12 protein-coding genes and 2 tRNA genes are annotated in these 22,081 nt (G+C 55.7%); 8 read left to right on the top strand and 6 right to left on the bottom strand.

Annotation, left to right across the window (positions count from 1 at the left end):
* The first annotated feature begins 4 nt into the window (after positions 1 to 4).
* From D3P09_RS04170 to D3P09_RS04145, 6 genes are all read left to right on the top strand, one after another.
* Positions 5 to 10,165 (top strand): non-ribosomal peptide synthetase, encoded by a 10,161-nt coding sequence (locus D3P09_RS04170; protein WP_120107450.1) that lies wholly within the window; start codon positions 5 to 7, stop codon positions 10,163 to 10,165.
* Positions 10,166 to 10,204: 39 nt separating this feature from the next.
* Positions 10,205 to 11,176 carry a cysteine peptidase family C39 domain-containing protein gene (locus D3P09_RS04165; RefSeq protein ID WP_120107448.1) on the top strand — a complete coding sequence of 324 codons (972 nt, stop codon included), beginning with the start codon at positions 10,205 to 10,207 and terminating at the stop codon, positions 11,174 to 11,176.
* Between the two features lie 39 nt (positions 11,177 to 11,215).
* A complete protein-coding gene (locus tag D3P09_RS04160) occupies positions 11,216 to 11,932 on the top strand; it encodes a thioesterase II family protein (RefSeq protein ID WP_243643895.1) in 717 nt (238 codons plus the stop codon).
* 19 nt (positions 11,933 to 11,951) lie between these two features.
* A complete protein-coding gene (gene fabD / locus D3P09_RS04155) occupies positions 11,952 to 13,232 on the top strand; it encodes an ACP S-malonyltransferase (protein ID WP_243643894.1) in 1,281 nt (426 codons plus the stop codon).
* Positions 13,233 to 13,249: 17 nt separating this feature from the next.
* Positions 13,250 to 14,617: a M20/M25/M40 family metallo-hydrolase gene (locus D3P09_RS04150; RefSeq protein ID WP_120107446.1), complete on the top strand. Its 1,368-nt coding sequence runs from the start codon at positions 13,250 to 13,252 to the stop codon at positions 14,615 to 14,617.
* Between the two features lie 155 nt (positions 14,618 to 14,772).
* Complete coding sequence (locus D3P09_RS04145) at positions 14,773 to 15,564, top strand: hypothetical protein (RefSeq protein ID WP_120107444.1); 792 nt, start codon at positions 14,773 to 14,775, stop codon at positions 15,562 to 15,564.
* Positions 15,565 to 15,666: 102 nt separating this feature from the next.
* On the opposite strand, the gene D3P09_RS04140 is transcribed toward D3P09_RS04145, so the two are convergent.
* Positions 15,667 to 15,753, bottom strand: a tRNA-Leu gene (locus D3P09_RS04140).
* Positions 15,754 to 16,033: 280 nt separating this feature from the next.
* Positions 16,034 to 16,120, bottom strand: a tRNA-Leu gene (locus D3P09_RS04135).
* A 173-nt stretch (positions 16,121 to 16,293) separates the two neighbouring features.
* On the opposite strand from D3P09_RS04135, the gene D3P09_RS04130 reads away from it, so the two are divergent.
* Positions 16,294 to 17,160: a divergent polysaccharide deacetylase family protein gene (locus D3P09_RS04130; RefSeq protein ID WP_243643893.1), complete on the top strand. Its 867-nt coding sequence runs from the start codon at positions 16,294 to 16,296 to the stop codon at positions 17,158 to 17,160.
* On the opposite strand, the gene D3P09_RS04125 is transcribed toward D3P09_RS04130, so the two are convergent.
* A complete protein-coding gene (locus tag D3P09_RS04125) occupies positions 17,125 to 17,835 on the bottom strand; it encodes an N-acetylmuramoyl-L-alanine amidase family protein (RefSeq protein WP_120107442.1) in 711 nt (236 codons plus the stop codon). The two genes, D3P09_RS04130 and D3P09_RS04125, sit on opposite strands and share 36 nt — an antisense overlap.
* 165 nt (positions 17,836 to 18,000) lie before the next feature.
* Between D3P09_RS04125 and D3P09_RS04120 the strand changes: the two genes are divergently transcribed.
* Positions 18,001 to 18,201, top strand: a complete 201-nt coding sequence (locus D3P09_RS04120; protein WP_120107440.1) for a YqzE family protein — start codon at positions 18,001 to 18,003, stop codon at positions 18,199 to 18,201.
* Here D3P09_RS04120 and D3P09_RS04115 read toward each other — a convergent pair.
* The 3 genes from D3P09_RS04115 to D3P09_RS04105 all read right to left on the bottom strand — a co-directional run bounded on the left by D3P09_RS04115 (position 18,198) and on the right by D3P09_RS04105 (position 21,968).
* On the bottom strand, positions 18,198 to 19,082 hold the full coding sequence (locus tag D3P09_RS04115) for a hypothetical protein (RefSeq protein WP_120107438.1): 885 nt from the start codon (positions 19,080 to 19,082) through the stop codon (positions 18,198 to 18,200). The genes D3P09_RS04120 and D3P09_RS04115 overlap by 4 nt on opposite strands.
* A gap of 124 nt (positions 19,083 to 19,206) precedes the next feature.
* Complete coding sequence (locus D3P09_RS04110; protein ID WP_120107436.1) at positions 19,207 to 20,148, bottom strand: YqhG family protein; 942 nt, start codon at positions 20,146 to 20,148, stop codon at positions 19,207 to 19,209.
* Positions 20,145 to 21,968, bottom strand: coding sequence for a DEAD/DEAH box helicase (locus tag D3P09_RS04105; RefSeq protein ID WP_120107434.1), 1,824 nt, complete (start codon positions 21,966 to 21,968; stop codon positions 20,145 to 20,147). Before D3P09_RS04105 ends, D3P09_RS04110 begins: the two co-directional genes overlap by 4 nt.
* Positions 21,969 to 22,081 lie beyond the last annotated feature (113 nt).

Below are 22,081 nucleotides of genomic sequence, written 5' to 3'. Positions count from 1 at the left end.
AGCCATGTTTCAACTGGATCTGCTGGATGCCAAAAAAGAGCAAGAGCCATCCCGGCGGAAGGGGCGGAGCGGAGGCTCCATCTCCGATGTTTCCATCAAGGATATTGCTATTATCGGGATATCCGCCAAGCTGCCGCGCGCGGAATCGCATGAAGCCTTCTGGGAGCTTCTGCGCAGCGGGCAGGATCTTGTAGGAGGATTTCCTGAATACCGCAAGGAGGAACTGAGGCCGTATTTGCGCCGCATGGAGGAGCAATACGGCTCCGTCTCCTTTTTTGACGGAGCGTATTTGGAAGATATTTCGAGCTTTGATTATTCTTTTTTCCGGCTGTCCCCTAAGGAAGCTTCGCTAATGAGCCCTGCGCAGCGGATGTTTCTGCAGACGGCCTGGCAGGCGCTTGAGGATGCGGGGTACGGCGGAGAATCGCTGCATGGCTCGCGCACAGGCGTTTTTATCGGGCATAACGCGGATGCGCTGCACGATTATAAGCGGCTGATTGAGGCGCTCGACCCTGACGCCTTGTCTATGGCGGCTCCCGGCAATTTAAGCTCGATGATTCCAAGCCGAATCTCGTATCTGCTTAATTTGCGGGGGCCGGCCATCAGCGTGGATACCGCATGCTCTTCATCGCTGGTCGCTGTGCACCTGGCATGCCAATCCATTCGCAGCGGCGAATGCGAGTCGGCTATTGCCGGCAGCGTCAAGCTGAATGTGCTGCCGATCGATACAGGCATTCGCCTGGGCATCGAGTCAAGTGACAATCGTGCCAAGACATTCGATGAATCGTCGGACGGAACCGGCATTGGCGACGGCGTGGTGGCGCTGCTGCTGAAGCCGTTGTCCCGCGCCTTGGAGGACGGGGACCATGTCTACGCTGTCATCAAGGGCAGCGCGATGAATCAGGACGGCAGCTCGGTCGGCATTACCGCGCCGAACGCGCTGGCGCAGGAAGACGTGATTGCGCGCGCCTGGCAGGATGCTGGCATAGATCCCGAGACGGTGACTTATATGGAGGCGCACGGAACGGGTACTTCGCTTGGCGATCCCATTGAGATTGACGGACTGACGCGCGCGTTCCGCAAATATACCGACAAAAAGCAATTTTGCGCAATCGGCTCGCTGAAGTCGAATATCGGCCATCTGGACCATGCGGCAGGCATTGCCGGCCTCCTTAAAGCAGTTATGTCTCTTGTGCACAAGCAGATTCCGCCTACGCTGCATTACACTTCGCCTAACCGCAAAATTCCGTTTCTTGATTCCCCGGTGTATGTCAATGACGAATTGACGCCATGGGAGACGGATGGCGGAGCCAGAAGATGCGGAGTGAGCGCCTTCGGCATGAGCGGAACCAACTGCCATGTCATTCTGGAGGAGGCTCCGGAGCAGCGGGGAGCGGGACGAACTGGCGCTGGCGGCACCGGGTCGCAGCAGGCTTCGGGACCCGCACCTCTTCCTTCGGAATCGGAGGAGACGGAGCTGTTCTGCCTGTCGGCTCACAGCATGACGGCACTGGAGCGGCTTGTGCAGCAAAACAGGGAATGGATAGCAGGACATCGCGGCGAGAGCTGGAGGCTGAGCGACGTATGCTACACCTTGGCGGCAGGCAGAGGAGCGCACCGATACCGGCTTGCCATTGCGGCGAGCGGTTGGGAGCAGCTTGCGCAAGCGTTGGATTCCATTGCTGAGCAGGGATTATCGGATCTGGCGCTGCCGGATGTCTACTTCGGCACAGCAGATTCTATTGCGTCTGGCAATCTACAGGAAGAAGAGCTGGAGCTGGGACCAGCCGAGCTCGGACGCCGATATGCGGCTGGGCATCCCATCGATTGGAAGAAGGTCTATGAGGGGAAACGCCGCAATCGGCGGCCCCTTCCTGTCTATCCGTTCGACCTTCATCGATGTTGGGTGGAGGAGAACCGCAAGCAGGCGGCGCTCCGCACGCCGTCAGCGATGTGGAGCGGCATGTGGCTGGACGAGGATATGCCCCAGCAGCTTCGCCAAGAAATAGAGGAGTCATTTGCCAGATGGCAAGCGGTGCTGGAGGCGGAGAAAGCCGGGCCAGAGCAAAGCGGCAAGCCGGTTGTGCTGACCGGACAGCGCTCCGGACTCGCATGGGAGCAGCGTGTCGCAGACGTATGGGGAGAACTGCTCGGCTATGCAGAGCTGCCTGCGGACGCCGGATTCTATGAGCTCGGCGGCGATTCGATCATTGCGCTGAAAATCGCAAACCGGATCAGCGAGCTTGCAGGTGTACGCATTCAGGCGGTCGATCTGCTGGCACATGCAGAGCTTCCGTCGTTCACAGCTAAAGTTGAACAGCGGCTGAGGGAACAAGGGATTTCCCCCGCTGGATTGGATGATTCGGACTCTGCTTGCGCAGGAGTTGAATTGGAGGCTATTCCAAGGGCAAAGCTGCAGGAGCATTATCCGGTATCCTCGCCGCAAAAACGCATGTATCTGCAGCAGCAGGCGATGCCGGATGACCGGAGCTATAATTTGCCTGAATTGCTGGAGCTTGACGGGGCGCTGGATGCGGATCGGCTGGAGACCGCCCTGCAAATCATGGTTGAGCGGCATGAGACGCTTCGCACTACGTTCCATGTCATTGACGGGGAGATCAGGCAGCGCGTGCATGACAGCATACCGTTCCAACTCGTCCGCTTAGAGGCGGATGAACAGGAAGCCGAAGCGCTGCTGCAAAGCTTATACCAGCCTTTCAAGCTCGATACGGCTCCGCTGCTGCGGGCGGCATTGCTGACGCTGGGGCCGGAGCGGCATCTGCTGTTCCTGGACATGCATCATATTGCCTCGGATGGCATGTCCGCAGGCATTCTCCTGTCGGAGCTAATGGCTTTATACCAAGGCTCCTTGCTACAGCCGCTTGAGCTGCAATATAAAGATTACGCGGTCTGGCAGGAAGGACAGTCCTTCTCAGAGGCGTCGGAGCAGTATTGGCGGGAGCAATGCAAGGGCGAATGGCCTGTGCTGGAGCTGCCGGCGGACTTTCCTCGTCCGGCTGTCAAGAGCAGCCTTGGCGAGACGTTCGAGCTGTACGTAGAAGCCGATCTGATGGCGGAGGTGCGCAGTCTTGCCGCCCAGTCGGGCGCAACGCCGTTCATGGTGCTGCTGGCAGCCTACTACACTTTCCTCGCACACTATACGGGGGCTGAGGATATCGCTGTCGGCACGCCGATAGCGGGGCGTTCGCGGCGGGAGCTGGAAGCTGTGGCCGGCATGTTCACCGGAACGCTGGTGCTCCGCGCTTACCCGGAGGCGAGCAAGCAATTCCGGGCCTTCTTGGATGAAGTGAGAGTGGCAGCGACCGGCGCCTATGCGCATGCGGACTACCCGTTCGAGGAGATAGCCCAGTGGATCGACCGAAGGGATGCAAGCCGCAGCCCATTGTTCGACACGATGTTTATTATGCAAAATCTAAGAATTCCGGCTTCCTCGACGGAAGGTCTGTCGTATCGCCACAAGCGCTTCGAGCATGGCACAGCCAAATACGATTTGATGATTCAAGCTGTGGAGACTGGCGACAGGCTGCGGCTGGTCGTGGAATATAATACCGACTTATTCCTGCGTTCGACTGCTGGTCGGTTTATGAAGCATTATGTGCAATTGCTGCGCAGCTTGACGATGCAGCCGGATGTTACGCTTGGCGAAGCTGTCATGCTGTCTGAAGAGGAGCGCCTGCACATGCGGGCAGTTGGACAGCGCGCGGCCGAATTCCCGCCGCCGCGCCCACTGCATGAAGTCTTCAAGGAACAAGCGGCGATCGCGCCGGATTTGTCAGCCGTAGCCTTCGGCGGCGCTTCCTTAACGTATCGGGAGCTGGATGCCCGCACGGATGCGCTGGCGAGGAAGCTGCGGGCAAGCGGTGTCGGACGGGGCAGCGTAGTCGGCATCATGGCGGAGCGCTCGATCCCGATGTTCACCGCCATGATTGCCGTGATGAAGGCTGGAGGCGCTTATCTGCCTGTCGACCCGCATTATCCCGAGGAGCGCATCCGCTATATGCTGGAGGACAGCGGCGCAAAGCTCGCATTCACGGACGGCTCGCGCCTTGATGCTTCAGCTTGCGTACCTCCTGAGCTGTGCATGCTGGATTTGGCGGATGAAACTTTATTCTCGAATGTTGGGGATGGCGTGATCGCTTTGGCGGAGGATGCGGCCGGCGCGGGCGATCCGATGTATGTCATCTATACATCCGGCTCGACTGGCCAGCCGAAGGGCGTTGTTGTGCCGCACCGCAGCTTCTTCAACTTCGGGCATTCGCTGAGAGCGTTTTTTGAGGGGCAATACGGACCTGGGGACAGAGCGCTCAGCCTGACCAACATTTCATTCGATGTCAGCGTAGCGGAGCTGTTCATGCCGCTTATGTTCGGCGCCTGCGTGGTGCTGTATCCGGAGCCGAAGCTGCTTGATCCGCGCACAATTGCTGCGGTAATCGCAGAAGAGGGGATCACATTCGCATATCTTCCTCCTTCTCTATTGAAAGAGGTTGCCCGATTGCTGGAGCAAAAGGCTGCCGATGTGAAGCTGGACAAGATGCTGGTTGGCGTAGAGCCGATCAAAGATGAGACGCTGGCGCTGTATACGAGACTGAATCCCGGCATTCGCATTATTAACGGGTACGGACCTACGGAAGCGACGGTATGCTCCAATATGTATGTGTATAAGCCGGGAGAATACCGGGAGGGCTATGTGCCGATCGGGGGACCGATGCATAACGTCGAAATCATCATTCGCGGATACGGCAGACAAGCAGCTCCATTCGGCGTTGCCGGGGAGCTGTACATCGGCGGAAACGGACTTGCTCTGGGCTATATGAACAAGCCGGATATGACGGCTAGCCGGTTCGTGCCGCATCCGGAGCTGGAGGGCCGTTATCTGTACCGCACCGGAGATATTGCGAGGTGGCTGCCGGACGGCAACGCCATGTATGTGGACCGGGCCGACCAGCAAATCAAAATTAGAGGTGTGCGAATCGAGCTGGGTGAAATTCGCTCGCAGCTGCTTGGCCTTCCCGGGGTAGAGGATGCGGCGGTCGTTGTCCGTATGCGCGATAACGGAGAGAAAGAGCTATGCGCCTATGTGGTCGCTGCGGGCAGCCTCTCTTCGCGCGAGTGGCGGCGGAAGCTGAAGGACAAGCTTCCGGAAGCAATGGTGCCGGCTTATGTCGTAGCTATCGACGCCATACCGCTGACGCCTAACGGAAAGGTAGACCGGCGAGCTTTGCCGGAGCCGGAGGCCGGGCTCAGGGAGCGGTCGGATCTATCGCTTCCGCGAGACGAGATGGAAGAGCGGGTTGCGGCGATATGGAGCGAAGTGCTGACCGATATGAAGGGGCCATTCGGCATGGACGAGGATTTCTTCGAGCTGGGAGGCCATTCGCTAAAGGCGGCAGTCCTTGCCGGAAAGCTGCAGCAGGCGACAGGCATCGAAGTGCCGCTTAGCGTCATGTTCGAGCAGACGACGATTGCGGACATGGCTTCGTGGCTGAAGGAACAGGATGGATCCGCAGCGGCGATCCAGCCAATTCCGAAGGCGAGTCGCCGCGAGTGGTATCCAATGTCGCGCGCCCAGCAGAGGCAATATATGATGCAGCTGCTTGCTGGCGAAGCGACGATGTACCATGTGCCGTTTGTCATTCGGCTTCAGGGCGAGCTTGACCCTATACGGCTGGAGGCTGCTTTCACATCGCTTATAGGCCGGCATGAAAGCTTGCGCACGACGTTCCATCTGGCGGACGAGCAGTTCATGCAAGTGGTGCACGAGCCATATCCGTTCAATATCGAGTGGCTTCATCAGGCAGTGTGGTCTGTCGAAGGCATGACGGGCGCTGCGGGTGCAGGCGAGTTGCCGGTGACAGAGCTGATGGAAGCGTTCAAGCAGCCATTCCGTCTGGATCAGCTCCCGCTGCTGCGGGCAGGCCTGATGCGGCTGAAGGATGAGGAGCATCTGCTGCTGCTCGATATCCACCATATTGTGACGGACGGAGTGTCTTCCGGCATTCTGGTGAAGGAGCTGACGGAGCTGTATTCTGGCCGTACGCTGCCGGAGCCGCGTGTGCAGTACACCGATTATGCGGTATGGCAGAATGCCAGATTCGCGGACGGAGCCTATGAGGAGCTCGAACGCTACTGGCTGGACACGTTTGACGGCAAGCTTCCGGTGCTGGAGCTGCCGACAGACCGTCCAAGACCGCCTATGCCAAGCTACAAAGGGCATCGGCTGTCGTTCCGTCTGGATGCGGAGACGACGGCGATGGCAAGGAAGCTGGCAAGGGAATCCGGGACGACGCTATATACGGTATTGCTGGGCGCTTTCGCTGCCATGCTGGCGAGATACAGCGGCCAGGCCGATGTCATTGTCGGTACGCCTGCGGCAGGCAGGGAGCATGCCGACACGCATGGAATGATCGGCATGTTCGTTAACACGCTTGCGCTGCGGACACGGCCGGAGAACGGGAAGACGGTGCGCGATTATGTGGCGGAGCTGCACGAGCATGTGCTGCAGGCGCTTCAGCGGCAGTCCTATCCTTTTGAGGAACTGGTGGAAAAGCTGCTGCCGGATAAGGATAGAAGCCGCAATCCATTATTTGATGTCATGTTTGTGCTGCAAAATATGGACCGGGCGGACATGGAGGGAGATGGCGTTGTATTCGGCGAGATGCCGTTCGATGCGGGAACCAGCAAGTTCGACTTGACCCTGGAGGCTGTAGAGCTGGAGCGTGAGATTGCGCTGCAGCTGGAATATGCGGCAGATTTGTTCCTTGAGGACACCGCTAGGCGCATGGCGGCAAGCTATGCTGTGCTTCTGCGGGAGATGTGCGGCAATCGGGATGCACGGCTCGGCGGGCTGGAGCTGATTAGCGCGGATGAGCGCGGGCAGCTGCTTGCGGAATTAACCGGAGGGAGCGTGCCGGCAAGCGGCGCGGATAGAGAGAGGAGCAATGGCAAGATGGAACATAATGCGCAAGAGGGGACTATGGGACGGCAAGACAGCGGCACTTTGGCTGTAGGGCAAGGAGCAGCGGAGTGGTTGGGCATTGTGCAGGCAGTAGAGCACCAAGCCGCGCGCACGCCGGATGCCCCGGCCATTCAATTCGGCGCTGTCACCGTGACGTATGCCGAGCTGAACGAGCGGGCGAACCGGCTGGCTCATGCCTTGAGGGCTCAAGGCGTCGGACCGGAGCGCATTGTCGCGCTGATGGCGGACCGCAGTCCGCTTATGCTGATCGGCATCTTCGGCGTGCTGAAAGCGGGCGGCGCTTATGTCGCCATCGACCCAGCCTATCCGAAGGAGAGGATCGATTGGATGCTGGAGGATTGCGGAGAAGCGCTGCTGCTGACCGAAAAAGCATATGCCGGACGGGTATCCGGGGCGATTGTGGAGTGGTATCTGGATGATCCTGAGCTGTACTCTGCGGACAGGGGCAATCCGCAGCCTGTCAACAAGCCGGAAGATTTGGCATATGTGCTGTATACGTCAGGCTCGACTGGACGTCCGAAAGGCGTGATGATCGAGCATCGCGGCTTGTCTCATTTCATCAGCGGCTTCAAGGAGCGTATCCCGCTTGAACGGGGCCAAACCATACTGGCGATGGCATCCGTCTCCTTCGATATCTTCATTGTGGAGAATGTGCTTCCGCTGACACTGGGAATGCGGATTGTGCTGGCGAATGAAGAAGAACGCAATGATGCTGCCATGCTGCAAGGACTGATTGCCTCCCATGGGGTGGATGTGCTGCAAATTACGCCATCCCGCTTCAAATGGTGGAGGAACCAAACGGGGGAAAGCGATGGCTTGCAGGGCTTAAGCGTGCTAATGATCGGCGCCGAGCCGCTGACGGCGGATTTGCTCGGCAGGCTGCGAGCTGCGACGGGAGCCCGCATCTTCAATCTGTATGGACCGACGGAGACGACGGTCTGGACCTCGATTCGGGAAGTGACCGCAGGCGAGGACATTACGATCGGCACGCCAATTCGCGGCTCCGTCATGATGGTGCTTGACGAGGGGCTGAAGCTGCAGCCAACAGGCGTTGTGGGCGAAATATGCATTGGCGGCGCAGGCGTTGGCCGCGGATATCTCAGCCATTCGGAGTGGGATGCCGCTTTTGTGCCGAATCCTTATGCCGAGGGCGAGAGAATGTACCGGACAGGCGATCTTGGACGCAGGCTCGATAACGGCGAGTTTGTCTATGCGGGCCGCCGCGACTTCCAAGTGAAGATCAGGGGCCACCGGATTGAAATCGGTGAAATCGAGCAGCTGCTGCTGCGCCACGAGCAAGTGAAGGAAACCGTCGTAACGGCCTTCCAGGAAGAGGACGGCGAATACGCTTTGTGCGCCTATATCGTTCTGAAGGAAGCTGGGGCTGACGAGCAAGTCCGCGAGATGATCGGCATGCTTCGCGATTATCTTGGAGATAAGCTTCCGGGGTATATGGTGCCGGGATTCATGATGTTTCTGGACGAAATTCCGCTTACGCCTACGGGCAAGATCGACAGAAGAGCGCTGCCGCAGCCGGGATCGGCTGATGAAGGGAAGCGCGAGCTTGCTCCGCTGACGACGGATACCCAGCGCAAGCTGGCGGTGATCTGGCGGGAGCTGCTGGGGACCGATGCCATTGGCGCCAAAGACAGCTTCTTCGAGCTAGGAGGCCATTCCTTGAAGGCGGCCAGTATGGTCGGTCGCATTGCGGAGCGATTCGGACTTGAAGTCTCGCTGCGCGATATATTCATGAATCCGACGCTGGAAGGCTTGGCGGCGCATCTGGACAACAGCAGCACCGAGACTGCGGAGCGGATTCCGAAGCAGCCGGAGCAAGACCATTATCCGATGTCCCGCGCGCAGCGCCGCCAATACATGATGGGGCTCATATCGGGCGAAGCGACCATGTACCATGTGCCGTTCGCCCTCCATATGAAAGGCAAGCTTGATGTGGAAAGGCTGGAGGCGGCCTTCCTCGCCATCATGAATCGGCATGAATCGCTCAGAACGACGTTCCATCATGAGGAGGATGAATTTCGCCAGCGTGTGCATGCGGAGCCGGTCTTTACGCTGGAACGCAATGCAAGGCTGAGAATGGCGGCGGCCAAGCTGCTGTCGGAAGGCGGAGACGAGGGACTGTATAACGGAATCAGCATGCTGATGGAGCGCTTTATCCGCCCGTTCGACCTTGGCAGCCTCCCGCTGTTCCGCGCCGGCTTGGTTCAGCTTGGCGAAGAGCGCCATCTGCTGCTGCTGGATATTCATCACGTCATCACCGACGGCGTCTCTGTCAGCGTGCTGCTGAGAGAGCTGACGACCCTGTATGGCGGCGGAGAATTGCCGGAGCTAAGCATTCAGTACCGGGATTATACGGTTTGGCAGGAGATCAGAAGCGAAAGTGAAGCATATAAGGGCCATGAACGGTACTGGCTGGAAGCCTTCGAAGGCGAATTGCCTTCGCTGGAGCTCAAGACCGATAAAGCTAGGCCGGAGTTGATGCGCTTCGAGGGCAATCTGCTGTTGTTTAGTCTGGAGCCGGAAATGTCCGTCAAGCTGAAGGCTTATGCCCGTGAACGGAGCACGACGCTGTATACGGTGCTGCTGGGCGCGTATTCGATGATGCTAAGCAAGTGGAGCGGGCAAGAGGATATTATTATTGGAACGCCGGTAGCTGGGCGCAACCATGCGCAGCTGGAGGATCTGATCGGAATGTTCGTCAATACGGTAGCGATACGCAGCTTCCCTGAGGCATACAGGTCGATCGGCGATTATCTGTCAGAGCTGCATGAGGATGTGCTGCGGGCGCTAGAGCATCAGGATTACCCGTTCGAGGATTTGGTGCAAAAGCTCGAAATCGAGCAGGACCGCAGCCGCAATCCGCTATTTGATACGATGTTTATTCTGCAGAATATCGACCGCGTCGCTTACCGCTCCGGCGGGATTGAATTTGAGCCAAAGGAATTTGATCCGGGGGTCAGCAAATTTGATATGACGCTGGAAGCGGGGGAGCGGGACGGCACGATCGGCTTCAGTCTCGAGTATTCGGCAAGTCTCTTCTCAGACGAGACGGCACATGCGATGGCGGATGATTACGTGGCGATTCTGCAAGCCATGCTGGAAGGCGGCGGAAGCCGCAAAATCAGCGCGATTATTGCCGGCAATGCCTAAGGCCCAACCTACTAACTCTATTGAAGGAGGCGGCAAGTCATGAAGCTGTCAATGGAACGAAAACCGTTTAACGAGTTTTGGATGAACTGCATGCTGAATCAGGCGTTTTCAATTGCGGTGTCGGAGGAGCCCAGCTATAAGGATGCGGCGTATCTGAATATTTACCGTTATTATCCGTGGGAAGCCGCAACGGACAAGGATTTCCGCTATCCGACGATCGATACGCTGTATTACCTGGACAACCCGGCCAAGTTCCCGCTGTCGCAAGTCATCCGCTACATTGAACCGGGGCATTTCCGCAGCAAGGATACGGTGCTGGAGGAAATAAAGGACATGCTTAAGGGCGGACGCAATATGAGCTTGAACGTCGATTTGTATGACTGGCTGCCGGGCAGCATGGCATGGAAGAAATTCCACTGGTATCATTATTCGCTGTTCAATGGATACGATGAGGAGCGCGGCACATTTTACGTCATTGACGATACGCTGGCGGGATACGAGGAGCATGAGGTTCCTTCGGAAAGGCTTCTGAAGGCGTACGGCAATGCGGAGTACAATGTGAATCCGAATTATATGGGGCCTGCCTATTATGTGTACAACCTGCAGGATAGAATCCAGCCGTACGAGCTGAAGCTGTCCGAGGTGGTGGAGAATGCGGAGCGGCTAGTGAAGGAGCTTGGCGCGTTTTCAATCGAGGGCATGTGGAATGTGGATTCCGATCCGGAGAAGAGGCAGGCGCATCTGACGTACGGCCTGGTCGGCGTCAACATCATATGCAACCGGCATATCGCCAATACCTCGCTGCTCCGTTCCTTGAAGGAGAAAGGTCTGATTAACGAGCCGCTGCACCAGTCGTTGTCCGGGCAGCTTGACGAGGTAAGAGGGGGCTGGGATTTGCTGAAGGACCGGTTCGTGACGGGCGACTTCGAGCGAGCTAGGGAGCTGGAGTTCGCAAGCGGGCTGTTCGCGAAGGAAAAGGCGTTCTGGTACACCCTGGCTGCAGGCGCTTAATATTACAGGTTCAATCATACTACCCGAGAGGCGGGCGTTATGATGATTACTTTATTTTGTTTGCCTTATGCAGGCGGTTCCGCACAAGTATACAAGCGCTGGGCGGGTAAGCTGCATTCCTCCATACGCCTGATTCCAGCGGAGCTGGCTGGACGGGGGAGCCGGATGGGACAGCCGTTCTACAGGAATACGGCGGAGGCCGTGCAGGATCTGTTGCCTTTGGTGCGGCAAGCTGCGCTCGGCGGCGGATCGTATGCCTTATTCGGTCACAGCATGGGCAGTATGCTGGCCTATGAGCTGCTTCATGCGCTGAGAGAAGAGAGCATGCCGCTGCCAGCTGCATCTTTCCTCTCCGGCAGGGGAGCGCCCCATAGCGAGTATGAACAGGGACGCCGCATTCATGAGCTTCCTGATGCGGAGTTTCTGGATGAAGTGAAGCAGCTTGGCGGCATGTCCGCCGAGCTGCTCCAGCACCGGGAGCTGCTTGATCTGTTCCTGCCGATCTTAAGAGCCGATTTCAAGCTGGTGGGCGAATATGAGCCTAAGCCTCGAAAGCCGCTGCCGCTGCGGCTTACCATTCTAGGCGGCAAGGAAGACAGTACGGTCAAAGGATCGCTTGTGGAATGGGAGTATTATGCAGCAGGGGGCTGCGACAGGGTACTCTTCGACGGCGGGCATTTCTTCATTCATGAGCAGGAGAGCGATGTGGTGGCGCTGCTGAACAAGACGCTGACCGCGGTCCCTGCCTTGATCTAGACAAGAAGGAGCGTGAGTGATGATGCTGGACAAGCATGCGGTATGGTTTCCGGGCCAGGGCTCGCAGCGCGTCGGAATGGGGAAGGCGCTAAGCGAGCGCTATGAGATGGCCCGAGAAACGCTGGATGAAGCGAACGAAGCGCTGGGCATGCGGCTGGACCAGCTTATGGCTGAAGGGCCGATGGCTGAGCTGACCAAAACAGAGAATGCGCAGCCTGCCATACTTGCGCTGGGCGTAGCTATGTACCGGATATACAGCCGGGAGTGGGGATACGTGCCTGCCATGGCGGCCGGGCACAGCCTGGGCGAAATAACGGCATTGACCTGTGCGGGCGCGATAGCATTCCCGGATGCGCTTCGGCTTGTGCGCAGACGCGGCGAGCTGATGCAAGAGGCTGCCGCATCGGGCACCGGTGCGATGGCGGCCGTGGGCGGACTTAGCCCTGAGACAGTTGCGATGGCATGCTCCGTCGCAAGCTCGGATGCAGTAAGCGGGGATGGCGTCGTAGTGGTATCCAACATCAATTCATTGCAGCAAACGGTCATATCCGGGCATCAGGAGGCTGTACGCCAAGTATCCGAACGGTTGACAGAGTATGGCGCATCCGTCATTCCGCTGCAGGTGAGCGCGCCGTTCCACAGCCCGTTAATGGCTCCAGCCGCAGCGCAATTCGCCGATGTGCTGGAGCGAATAACCTTCGCAGAGCCAGCCTTTCCCGTTGTATCCTCCCTGACCGGCTTGCCATATCAGAATGCGGGAGACGTTCCGAAGCTGCTCGCGAGGGGGCTGACGGACCCTGTCGATTGGATCTCGGTCGTCCAGTACCTTGAGAACCATAATATAGCTGCCGCTGTTGAGCTTGGGCCGGGCGCGGTATTAAAGCGTTTGTCGCAATCAGCGCGACTGCGTGTGTACGCCTTCGATGACAGAGAAGATGAAGCGCTGCTGGCAGCGGCAAACCGGCAAAACGGCGAATATTCGATCGGATTGCTGAACCGCTGTCTTGCTATTGCTACTTGTGTGCGCAACCGGAACTGGAATGCGGCGGAGTACGAGCAAGGGGTCGTAGCTCCTTACCGCCATGTCCAGCAGTTGATCGAGGGGCTGCGGCAGTCGGGCGGAGAAGTGAAGGAAGAGCATGTATCGGAGGCGATTGCTATGCTGGAGTCCGTGTTCCGCACGAAAGGAGCGCCGGCCGAAGAGAGAGAGCGGCGGCTGTCCAGGCTTAGGGATGAGTTCGGTTTGCATGAGCTGCCGGGAGCTCTGCAATCCGAGCGTCAATATGCAAACAGCATTTAACAGGAAGGAGCTGGAGCATGATGATCCGGCAAACGCTCGATTGGAACAAGCGGGGCATCTGCGATAACTTGGCATTGCTGCCCTCTCCCGTCGAAATTCTGCAAAAGCTCATTGGATTCAATACGACCAATCCGCCGGGCGAAGAAGCAGCGTGCATCATGTATATCCGGGAATTGCTGGAGGATGCGGGCATTCCGACGCGAATTGAAGCGCTTGATCCGGAAAGGCCTAATTTGCTGGCAAGATTGAAGGGAAGCGGGGAAGCTCCTCCCTTGCTGCTCTACGGTCATGTAGATGTCGTCGGCGTTGACAAGCAAGTCTGGAGCCGGGACCCGTTCGGAGGCGAGATTCATGACGATTTCGTCTGGGGGCGGGGGGCGCTCGATATGAAAGGCGGCGTGGCGATGCTGCTGTCAGCATTTCTAAGGGCGCATGTCCGCAAGCTTCCGCTGCGCGGCGATATCATTCTGGCGATCGTGAGCGATGAGGAGGCGGGAGGTGAATATGGCGCCTCCTATCTGGTCCGTGAGCATGCCAACTACTTTAAGGATGTTCAGTATGCGATTGGCGAGTTTGGCGGTTTTTCATTCCATGCGCTTGGGAAAACCTTTTATCCCGTAATGGTAGCGGAGAAGCAGCTTTGCTGGCTGAAAGCGACGATTCGGGGAGATGGGGGGCATGGCTCGCTCGGCAAAGCAGGCACGGACTGCATGGCGCAGCTGGGCCGAATGCTTCAGTCGCTAAGCCGCAATAAGCTGCCGATCCGACCTCATCCTGCAGCCCGGTACATGATTGAAGGCATGGCGGGCGAACTGCCACTCCTGCCGGGCATGCTGCTGAGAGGGCTGCTGCGACCGCGGCTAAGCCAAGTCATATTGAAGCTGCTCGGCGAGAAAGGGAGCACATTCGAGCCGCTACTGCGCAATACGGTCAGCGCTACCGTCGTGCGCGGCGGCGAAAAGATCAATGTGCATCCCAGCGAAATCACCGTCGAGCTGGACGGCAGAACGCTGCCTGGTGTAACGCCGGAGCAATTCATGGAGGAGCTCTATGAGCATGCGATAGACCGATCTATCCGGCTTGAAGTACTTCGTCATGATCCTTGCGCCGCTTCTCCCGACATGTGCATGTTCGGATTATTGTCCGACGTGCTGAAGGAAGCGGACAAGGAGGCAGTTCCCGTGCCGATGCTTCTGCCTGGAGGAACGGACGGCAGATTGTTTGCGGGACTCGGTATTCAGACCTATGGATTTCTACCCATGCCGCTGCCGGGGGATCTGCAGTTCACCAAACTGATTCATGCGGCGGATGAACGTATTCCTGTAGAAGCAGTCGGCTTCGGCACAGATGCGATCTATCGGGTGCTGGAGCGTTACGGGGAGTAAGGAATATAACGTTGGAGCATGGAGAGCGCAAGCTTTATGGCTGGATGGCCTTTAAGCTTGCGCTCTTTGTTTTGCAATAATTTGAAATTATTTATAACTTCTCCCTTTGGATTGACGTTATTATATTGGCGAATTCATTGGAAAGGGGAATCGGGATGAACGATAAATTAAAGAGCCCTCAATTAAGAGCTTTGGCCATTATGATTATACTAATAGTCAGCCTAGGCGTATGGTTTGTATGGGCAAAGGAGAATGGGGCTCCAAAGCAAGCAAAAGTACCTTTTCCCTATAAGCAGACTAATGAAATTGATCCCCAGTTGATAACACAAAGCATTCTACAGGCGATTGGATATCCGGAAGCCGTTCCGGTCGTAACGGCGGGTGACCGATTTGGTGTCGTCTTGTACAACTATCCCGAGCAGCAAGAGAAGGATAAAAGATTACACAGTTTGACTGCTTCCTTCACCGTGCGAGTGGAGAATAAGTTATACTCCTATCAATTGCAGGCTGATCGCAGCGGGGAACTGTTCGTCACTTACGCCAATGAAATCAAATATGTAGGACTGCCCAATGAGGTTCCTCATCCAAACAGCGGGTTTGCGTTGACCGATTTGTTCAGCGCTGTAAGAGACTTCCCGGCGGCGTCTTATCGCAAGCTGGCCTTGCATGGGGACGAAAGCGCGGATCTCTATGGGATCAATTTGGATGAGAGCGGCCCTTTATTAACAGGAGGGAACTTCAATTACAATAGATACGGTTTTCTGCAAAATGAAAGCGGGGACCGCGGCATCGGCATTCCATTTATCATGTTTCACAGCAATTGGGGTACAGTGCGGGATGCATCTCTCGATATTGACGATCCCCATCGGTATCACGGCTTTGGAGGAGAGGGCAAAGCAAATCTGTACTATTATCCCGAAGATGTCTACTTCAAAAGACAAATATAACTGGCTCTTAAGGGACGCTAATTCCAATTGGCGTCTTTTTTATATTCCCGGGACACAAAAAAAGCTTCCAATCCAAGGATTGAAAGCCTGTTGAGTCCGTTATGGTGCGGTCGAGAGGACTCGAACCTCCACGGCTGTTACACCACTAGAACCTGAATCTAGCGCGTCTGCCAATTCCGCCACGACCGCATATCTTATGACGTCAACGAAAACGATCTTATCATAAAAGCTGAAGGATGGTCAAGCATTATTTTCCTAATCGAGATAAAGTGTTGTGAGGAGGGGATTCCGCTAGATAAAAAAAGCCTGGGAGAAGACACCCAGGCAGCGTTCAAGCATTAGTGAAACTTAAAGGTGACATCAGATATGGGCCATGGCTGGCCAGGGAAATCTAAGCGCAATCTGAAATAATCACACAAAAAAACCCACAAACTGCGGCTTCGCAATTCATGAGCTTCACATACAAGGTTGGTGCGGTCGAGAGGACTCGAACCTCCACGGTATTGCTACCACTGGAACCTGAATCCAGCGCGTCTGCCAATTCCGCCACGACCGCATAACTTATTAACGAAGCTTATTGTCGCATGGCAATAAGTACAAGTCAACCTTTTGGTTTGAAGTTTAAATTTTCAGTTTTATCGCCTTTTCATCGTTTCATAATTTGTTCCTTTAAAGGAAAGGATAAGCTGAGAATCGTTCAATCATAACAGAAAAGAGGGGAGTCATCTGATGAACGCGAACGCGTATCGGATTAAAGGGAAAATTCGTACAAGCTTGTTGTTGAAGTGGAGCATCGGCTTATTCATGCTTGCTGCAATGCCGGCGGAGCCTGTTACAGCGGAGGCCCTTGCTGTACAAGAGGCTTTGGGTCAGGAGAGCAACACGGGAGGCAGCCGCAGCGTGGCTATCGTCATTGATGATTTCGGCAACGGCATGCCGGGAACCGAGGAGATGCTTAATTTGCCGGTAAAGATAACGGTTGCAGTCATGCCGTTTATGCCTTCGACTCGCGAGGATGCCGAGCATGCCCATGAGCAGGGCCATGACGTAATCGTTCATATGCCGATGGAGCCCAACAAAGGGCTGAAGAAGTGGCTGGGCCCCGGTGCAATTACAATTGATCTCAGCGATGAGGAAGTGCGCAAACGAGTGGAGGAAGCTATAGACAACGTGCCCCATGCTGTAGGAATGAATAATCATATGGGCTCCAAAATTACCGCGAATGAAAGGATCATGCGCGTCGTGCTGACGGTATGCAAGGAGCGCGGATTATTTTTTCTGGATAGCCGCACTACCCATTTGTCTGTTGTGCCTAAGATTGCCGAGGAAGTCGGAATTCCTGTGCTAATGAACAATGTGTTTCTTGATGATGTCTACACAGAGCAGCATATATCGAAGCAAGTATCGGTACTTCGCAAGCATCTGGAGACTCATGACAGTGCAGTAACGATCGGCCACGTCGGACCGCCGGGAAGAAAGACCGCTTCCGTGCTGAAGCAGTCTATCCCGGGCATACAAGACATTGCTACGTTCGTGAAGCTGTCCGATATGGTTCAACAATCAATGGGCGACCCATTTATACTGCCGAATCCCTGAGGCAATGGCATGCGCAATTTCATTCTGCTTGGAAGAATCGGTCAGCATGACCCTGTCGGCTGCATTGCTGATGAAGCCCATCTCGACAATGACGGAGGGCTGATCGACTCGCCGCAGCAAATAAAACGGCTCGCCTAACCGGGGAAGGCTGGCCGTTGCTTGCTGCCGGTTCAGCGCGTCTTGCAGGCAAAAGGCCAGCAAGGCGCTTTCCCCTGCATCTTGATGCAGGACAAGCGGCCCACGCTTCCCGCTGTTGCGTGCGGAATTGACATGCAGGCTGATCAGCAGCTCACTTCCAATCTCTTCCGTTAACTGCCTGCGCTGAGACAGATCCTTGCGGTGGCGCGAACGGGTATTATGCCATCTGTTCTCATCGCTTAGCGCGTAATCGCCTGTGCGATTCATAATCGCCGGGATGCCTTGGCTTCGCAATATCACATAAAGCTTGCTTGCGATCGCCAAATTGATATCCTTCTCGAGTGTTGCGCCGTGGGACGCCCCGCCGTCGATCCCGCCATGCCCGACGTCAATAATGACTGTCGTATGCGGTAGCGTCCAATGCTGCTCCTCGTCCGCTCGCTCTGATTGTTTTTCCTCCCATGCCCATGCCGATGGAGCATGTCCCCATAACGTGCATGTTAGCGCAATTAAACCGATCAAAAGCAACCGATGCATGATTGCAGCCTCCCGCGTAAATTCAAATTGTCCAAAAACATCCAGCCATCATGATAAGCCTTCCTGTACGTTATCGTGGCTTACGGAAGGTAAACTCATGCATGGTTAGGCGCAAAAAGAATGGGGAAAGCTTTAGATAGCAAGACATTACGGGGGGTGACGGACATGGCGGGAGGCAATGATCTGGTCAAATACGTGACCGAGCAATTGGTGCAGTATATGGAGACGCCTGCGGAGCAGCGGAAGCAAGCACGAACAACAGCCAAGGCGCAAAGAGAGCCTTGGCTGACGCGATGGTTCGGATGGGGGCCTGCCAGCTTAATGATCTGGTGGCGCAGCAAAAGCCGCACCGAGCGCAATCCTTAACGATAAAACTTTCCTTGTTCCACCAGCAGCTTAATCGGCATATATCGGCGGTCATCGGACTCTTCCCTGGATAAGGCGAGATAAAGCTGGCCGCCATTCCACGTATCAAAGCCTACAACGGACCAAACTTGAAGCATTTTCCCCTCAAAAGATTCCACAGTGTAACGAATTTCTTTCTTTTCGGTAATAGACTTGAGCAAAGCAGTATATTTCTGGTCACTTAGCGGTATTGGCGCTTTCGTCAGCCAAGGCAGACGGCCATACGGATCAAATGACGGGTTAACGGTTGAGCTTTTCAGATTGGTGCCGGCTTCTATCAAGCCTTCTGCAAGATCCTGCTCGCCGGATGGAGTCCAATCGTCATCCTTGCTGACAGGAAGCTCCTCTCCGGAAACGGCATCTGTATAATGTACGACAGATCTTGAAGTAATCCGCCAGGCAACATGCAGGGGATGGCTATATACCCGCTCTGCCTTTATTTGCTTAGGTATGAGTTCAAGCTGCAGCAGGGAAAGCTGCAGCGATTGTTCATTGAACAAAGGGTAAGAGCCGGTACCGTATTCACCTAGCTGGTAGCCGCCTTCCTCTGTGGCATGAATGACCAGATAACCGACAGGAATTTGGGATGTGTTCTGAATAACAGCAAGCCAGCTATGCGTACCGGGACCAAGCGGAGAGACGGCAATGTTGGAGCCCTTCCAGGACTTGTATCCGGGCTTGGCCGAAAGCTCGTCCGCCCAGAGCTTTGCCTGCTTCCGAACGTCCGGCATTGCAGCTTGTCCGGTTGTCGAAGCATGAACCTGAAAGCTGCCGATTCCTGCTGCAAGACACCAGAGGATTAGCAGAACTGCAATCCATGATTTGGATGCGATTTTAGACATTATGTCATCACCTCCATCCAAGTGTAGCGGACAGGCTTTAAGAAGGCTGTTGCAACCTGTCGCGCCGCATGATAAATAATGGAGGTTTTTTTGCCGCAATGATGCGGTTTCCGTCTATTTCTATTCAATCGATGCCCTCCAGGTGAAAAACGCCGCAGTTAATGACGGAAGCCGTCACCCGGGGTTCGTATTGCCATCTGGTCTCCGCTTGCCGCTGTTCATACTGCTCTTGAATTGACGGCTTATTCTCATCTGTCGCATGCTGGAGAAGCGGCTTGTAGTAGGCTTCTATCCGATCCAGCTCTTCTTGCAGCCTGGCGGAGGCGTCCCCGGCCCAGGTGTAATCATAGTTTTTCAGCTTGCGCTCCAGCGCTTGCTCTACGATCGATTGCGCCTTGGCGAATGATATGCCATTTTTTGTTACATGGATATTGGACGGAAGCCGAGGCGTAAGCTTCAGCTCCAGCAGCCGGTCGTGGAAGCGATCCGCGCAATAGCCGGTTACAAGCGATACGCCAAAGCTGTGGATTTCCTCGCGCTTGCGGTCGCAGGCGAATTCGACCCGCACATTGACGCCAAGCCAGGCCGTATAAGGCGTCGAGCTGTACGGGGTGGCGCTTCGCTTATCTGCCTCCTGGAATAGATAGACGAAGCTGCCGCGCGCCTTCGCAGCTCCGAACAGCTGCTCCAGCTTTTGCGAGCCGAAGTAGACGTCATGCCTTGGAATGCGGGGCGCATTGACTGAGCTGTTGATGAACCCGAAGGAGCGGGCCAGGGCTGCATCTGCTGCGGCTGTCTGGCTGTCGGACGCTTCTTTCTTCTCTGGCAGGGGTTCGTTCTGAAGCGCTTCGTATTTCTCCTGGTCTGTGACGAACAGGAAGGTCATCGTCTCCGGCTCCGCGCCTACCCGGTCCACAAAGCTCCAATAATATGGGCGGTTAGTCAGCTCTCTGTCGGCATCGGGCGACAGCTTTACTGTAAAGTGGGCAGGCGATTTCTCGATAATGGAGCAATCGGTAGCCTCCAGATAACGGTTCACATACTTATGAATCTGCTTCGTGTTCATGGCTCTACCTCCACGGTTTGTCCAAGCTTATCCATCTTCACCAGCAGATCGGGCCCGGCGGAATAAGGGTTGTCTCCGCTTGCCTTCACGGCATGGCGGATTTGGCTGATAGAGCTGCCAAGTGAGTTCAATTGGCGCTTCAGATGATCCTGGTCATTGCCGGATTCCAGCAGCACTTTGGCAAGCCGCTGCTCCAGCGATTCGCCGCCCTCCAGCTTCTCCAGAATATGATCCAGCTCTCCGATAACCAGCTCGAACAGGTTGATTTTCTCATGCAGCAAATTGACGATATGCTCTTCAATAGTGCCAAGCGTGCACAGGTTGTAAATCTTGACGTCCTCGGTTTGCCCGAGCCTGTGAACGCGGCCAATCCGCTGCTCTACCCGCATCGGGTTCCAAGGCAGATCGAAGTTGATCATATGGTGACAAAATTGCAGGTTAATGCCTTCGCCGCCTGCTTCGGTCGCAATCAGAATCTGCGCGCGTCCGCGGAACAGATCCATCATCCAGTCCTTTTTGCCTCGGTTCATGCCGCCGCGGTAAGGAACGGCCATCATATTATGGGCGCGGAAAAACTGCAGCAAATATTCCTGCGTCGCACGGTACTCCGTAAAGATGATGACTTTCTCGTTCATTTCTTTCACGAGCTCCATCGCTTTTTCAGCTTTCGTATTAGCGGTGATGCCTTTAATCTTCTCTACCAGCTCCCAAATTTTCGGACGAAGAGGGGAGTCTTCCGTTGTTTTCTTGAATAGATTGACTAATGTAAGGAAGACGGCATCTCTGCTGCTGCATACTTCCCGCTGCAGCGTTACAAGCGACAGCATGCTGGTCAGATCGCCGCCGCTTTCGTCATAACGCTCCTTCACGAAGCCGGTGACGGCATCATAAAGAGCCTTCTCCTCCGGCGACAGCGAGAGCGGAATGTTCTTGACGAAGCGCTTGGTGAAGTGAATGCCGCCGTCTCCTCTCCGGTTGCGGATCATAACGGAGGACAACGCTTCCTGCAGCTGATCCTCGTTCTTCGGCAGCCGCTTGTCGACAACGAAATTGGCGGCAAAATCACTTTGTCCGCCGAGTTGGCCGGGCTTCAGCAAGGTAATCAGATTGTATAGCTCGTCCAGATCGTTCTGGATCGGCGTGGCAGTAAGCAGCAGGCAATACTTCTTGCGCAGCTGGGTTGCAAATTGGTAGTTGGTTGTTTTTTTGTTCTTGAGCTTATGAGCCTCGTCAATAATGATCAGGTCGTAATCGGTGCCTAGCACGCGCTCCCGGTGCGGGTCGCGTTTGGCTGTATCCATGGAAGCGACGACGACATCGTAGCCCCACGTATGTTCCTTCTTCTGGGCGACGGCGGATATGCCGAATTTCTGGTTCAGCTCTCTTACCCATTGGAGCACGAGAGAAGCCGGCACAAGTATAAGCGCGCGTTTGACTAGCCCGCGCACCATGTATTCCTTCAGCACCAGGCCGGCCTCGATCGTTTTGCCAAGGCCTACTTCGTCAGCTAGTATCGCCCTGCCTCCCATTTCATGCAGCACTTTGCTGGCGGTGCCGATCTGATGGGGCATCGGTTCAAAGGAAGGAAGCGTGCGCAGGCATTGCAGCTGCTCGAAGCTCTCAACCCGTTTGGCTTGCTCCGCTTCCATGGCGAGCTGATAGAGCGTCCAGTCATCCCACGGGCCATTGCGGCTCATCCGTAGCTGAAGCTCATCGAACCAGGAACGGTCAATTTGCAGGTCAACATGCGGATGCAGCTTGCGTCTCGCGTATGGAGATTCGCCCTCCGTGCTGTTCTGCGTCTTAGAGTCGAAGGTCATCTTAGTGCTCCTTTCACTAGTTGCAGCGGTTAGTTGTCATTAGTATAGCCTTCCTGAGGCATATTAATAAGATTCACGGTTCTGTCATAAGATTATCTATATATAGTGTGTTA

Source organism: Paenibacillus pinisoli (assembly GCF_003605435.1).
GTDB lineage: Bacteria > Bacillota > Bacilli > Paenibacillales > Paenibacillaceae > Pristimantibacillus > Pristimantibacillus pinisoli.
The sequence above is the reverse complement of the archived record's forward strand: the minus strand, read 5'-3'. Positions and strand labels throughout refer to the sequence as shown.

Coding starts and splice junctions, on each gene's coding strand:
- D3P09_RS04170 (WP_120107450.1), top strand. CDS start 5: ATGTTTCAACTGGATCTGCTGGATGCCAAAAAAGAGCAAGAGCCATCC.
- D3P09_RS04165 (WP_120107448.1), top strand. CDS start 10,205: ATGAAGCTGTCAATGGAACGAAAACCGTTTAACGAGTTTTGGATGAAC.
- D3P09_RS04160 (WP_243643895.1), top strand. CDS start 11,216: ATGATGATTACTTTATTTTGTTTGCCTTATGCAGGCGGTTCCGCACAA.
- fabD (WP_243643894.1), top strand. CDS start 11,952: ATGATGCTGGACAAGCATGCGGTATGGTTTCCGGGCCAGGGCTCGCAG.
- D3P09_RS04150 (WP_120107446.1), top strand. CDS start 13,250: ATGATGATCCGGCAAACGCTCGATTGGAACAAGCGGGGCATCTGCGAT.
- D3P09_RS04145 (WP_120107444.1), top strand. CDS start 14,773: ATGAACGATAAATTAAAGAGCCCTCAATTAAGAGCTTTGGCCATTATG.
- D3P09_RS04130 (WP_243643893.1), top strand. CDS start 16,294: ATGAACGCGAACGCGTATCGGATTAAAGGGAAAATTCGTACAAGCTTG.
- D3P09_RS04125 (WP_120107442.1), bottom strand. CDS start 17,835: ATGCATCGGTTGCTTTTGATCGGTTTAATTGCGCTAACATGCACGTTA.
- D3P09_RS04120 (WP_120107440.1), top strand. CDS start 18,001: ATGGCGGGAGGCAATGATCTGGTCAAATACGTGACCGAGCAATTGGTG.
- D3P09_RS04115 (WP_120107438.1), bottom strand. CDS start 19,082: ATGTCTAAAATCGCATCCAAATCATGGATTGCAGTTCTGCTAATCCTC.
- D3P09_RS04110 (WP_120107436.1), bottom strand. CDS start 20,148: ATGAACACGAAGCAGATTCATAAGTATGTGAACCGTTATCTGGAGGCT.
- D3P09_RS04105 (WP_120107434.1), bottom strand. CDS start 21,968: ATGACCTTCGACTCTAAGACGCAGAACAGCACGGAGGGCGAATCTCCA.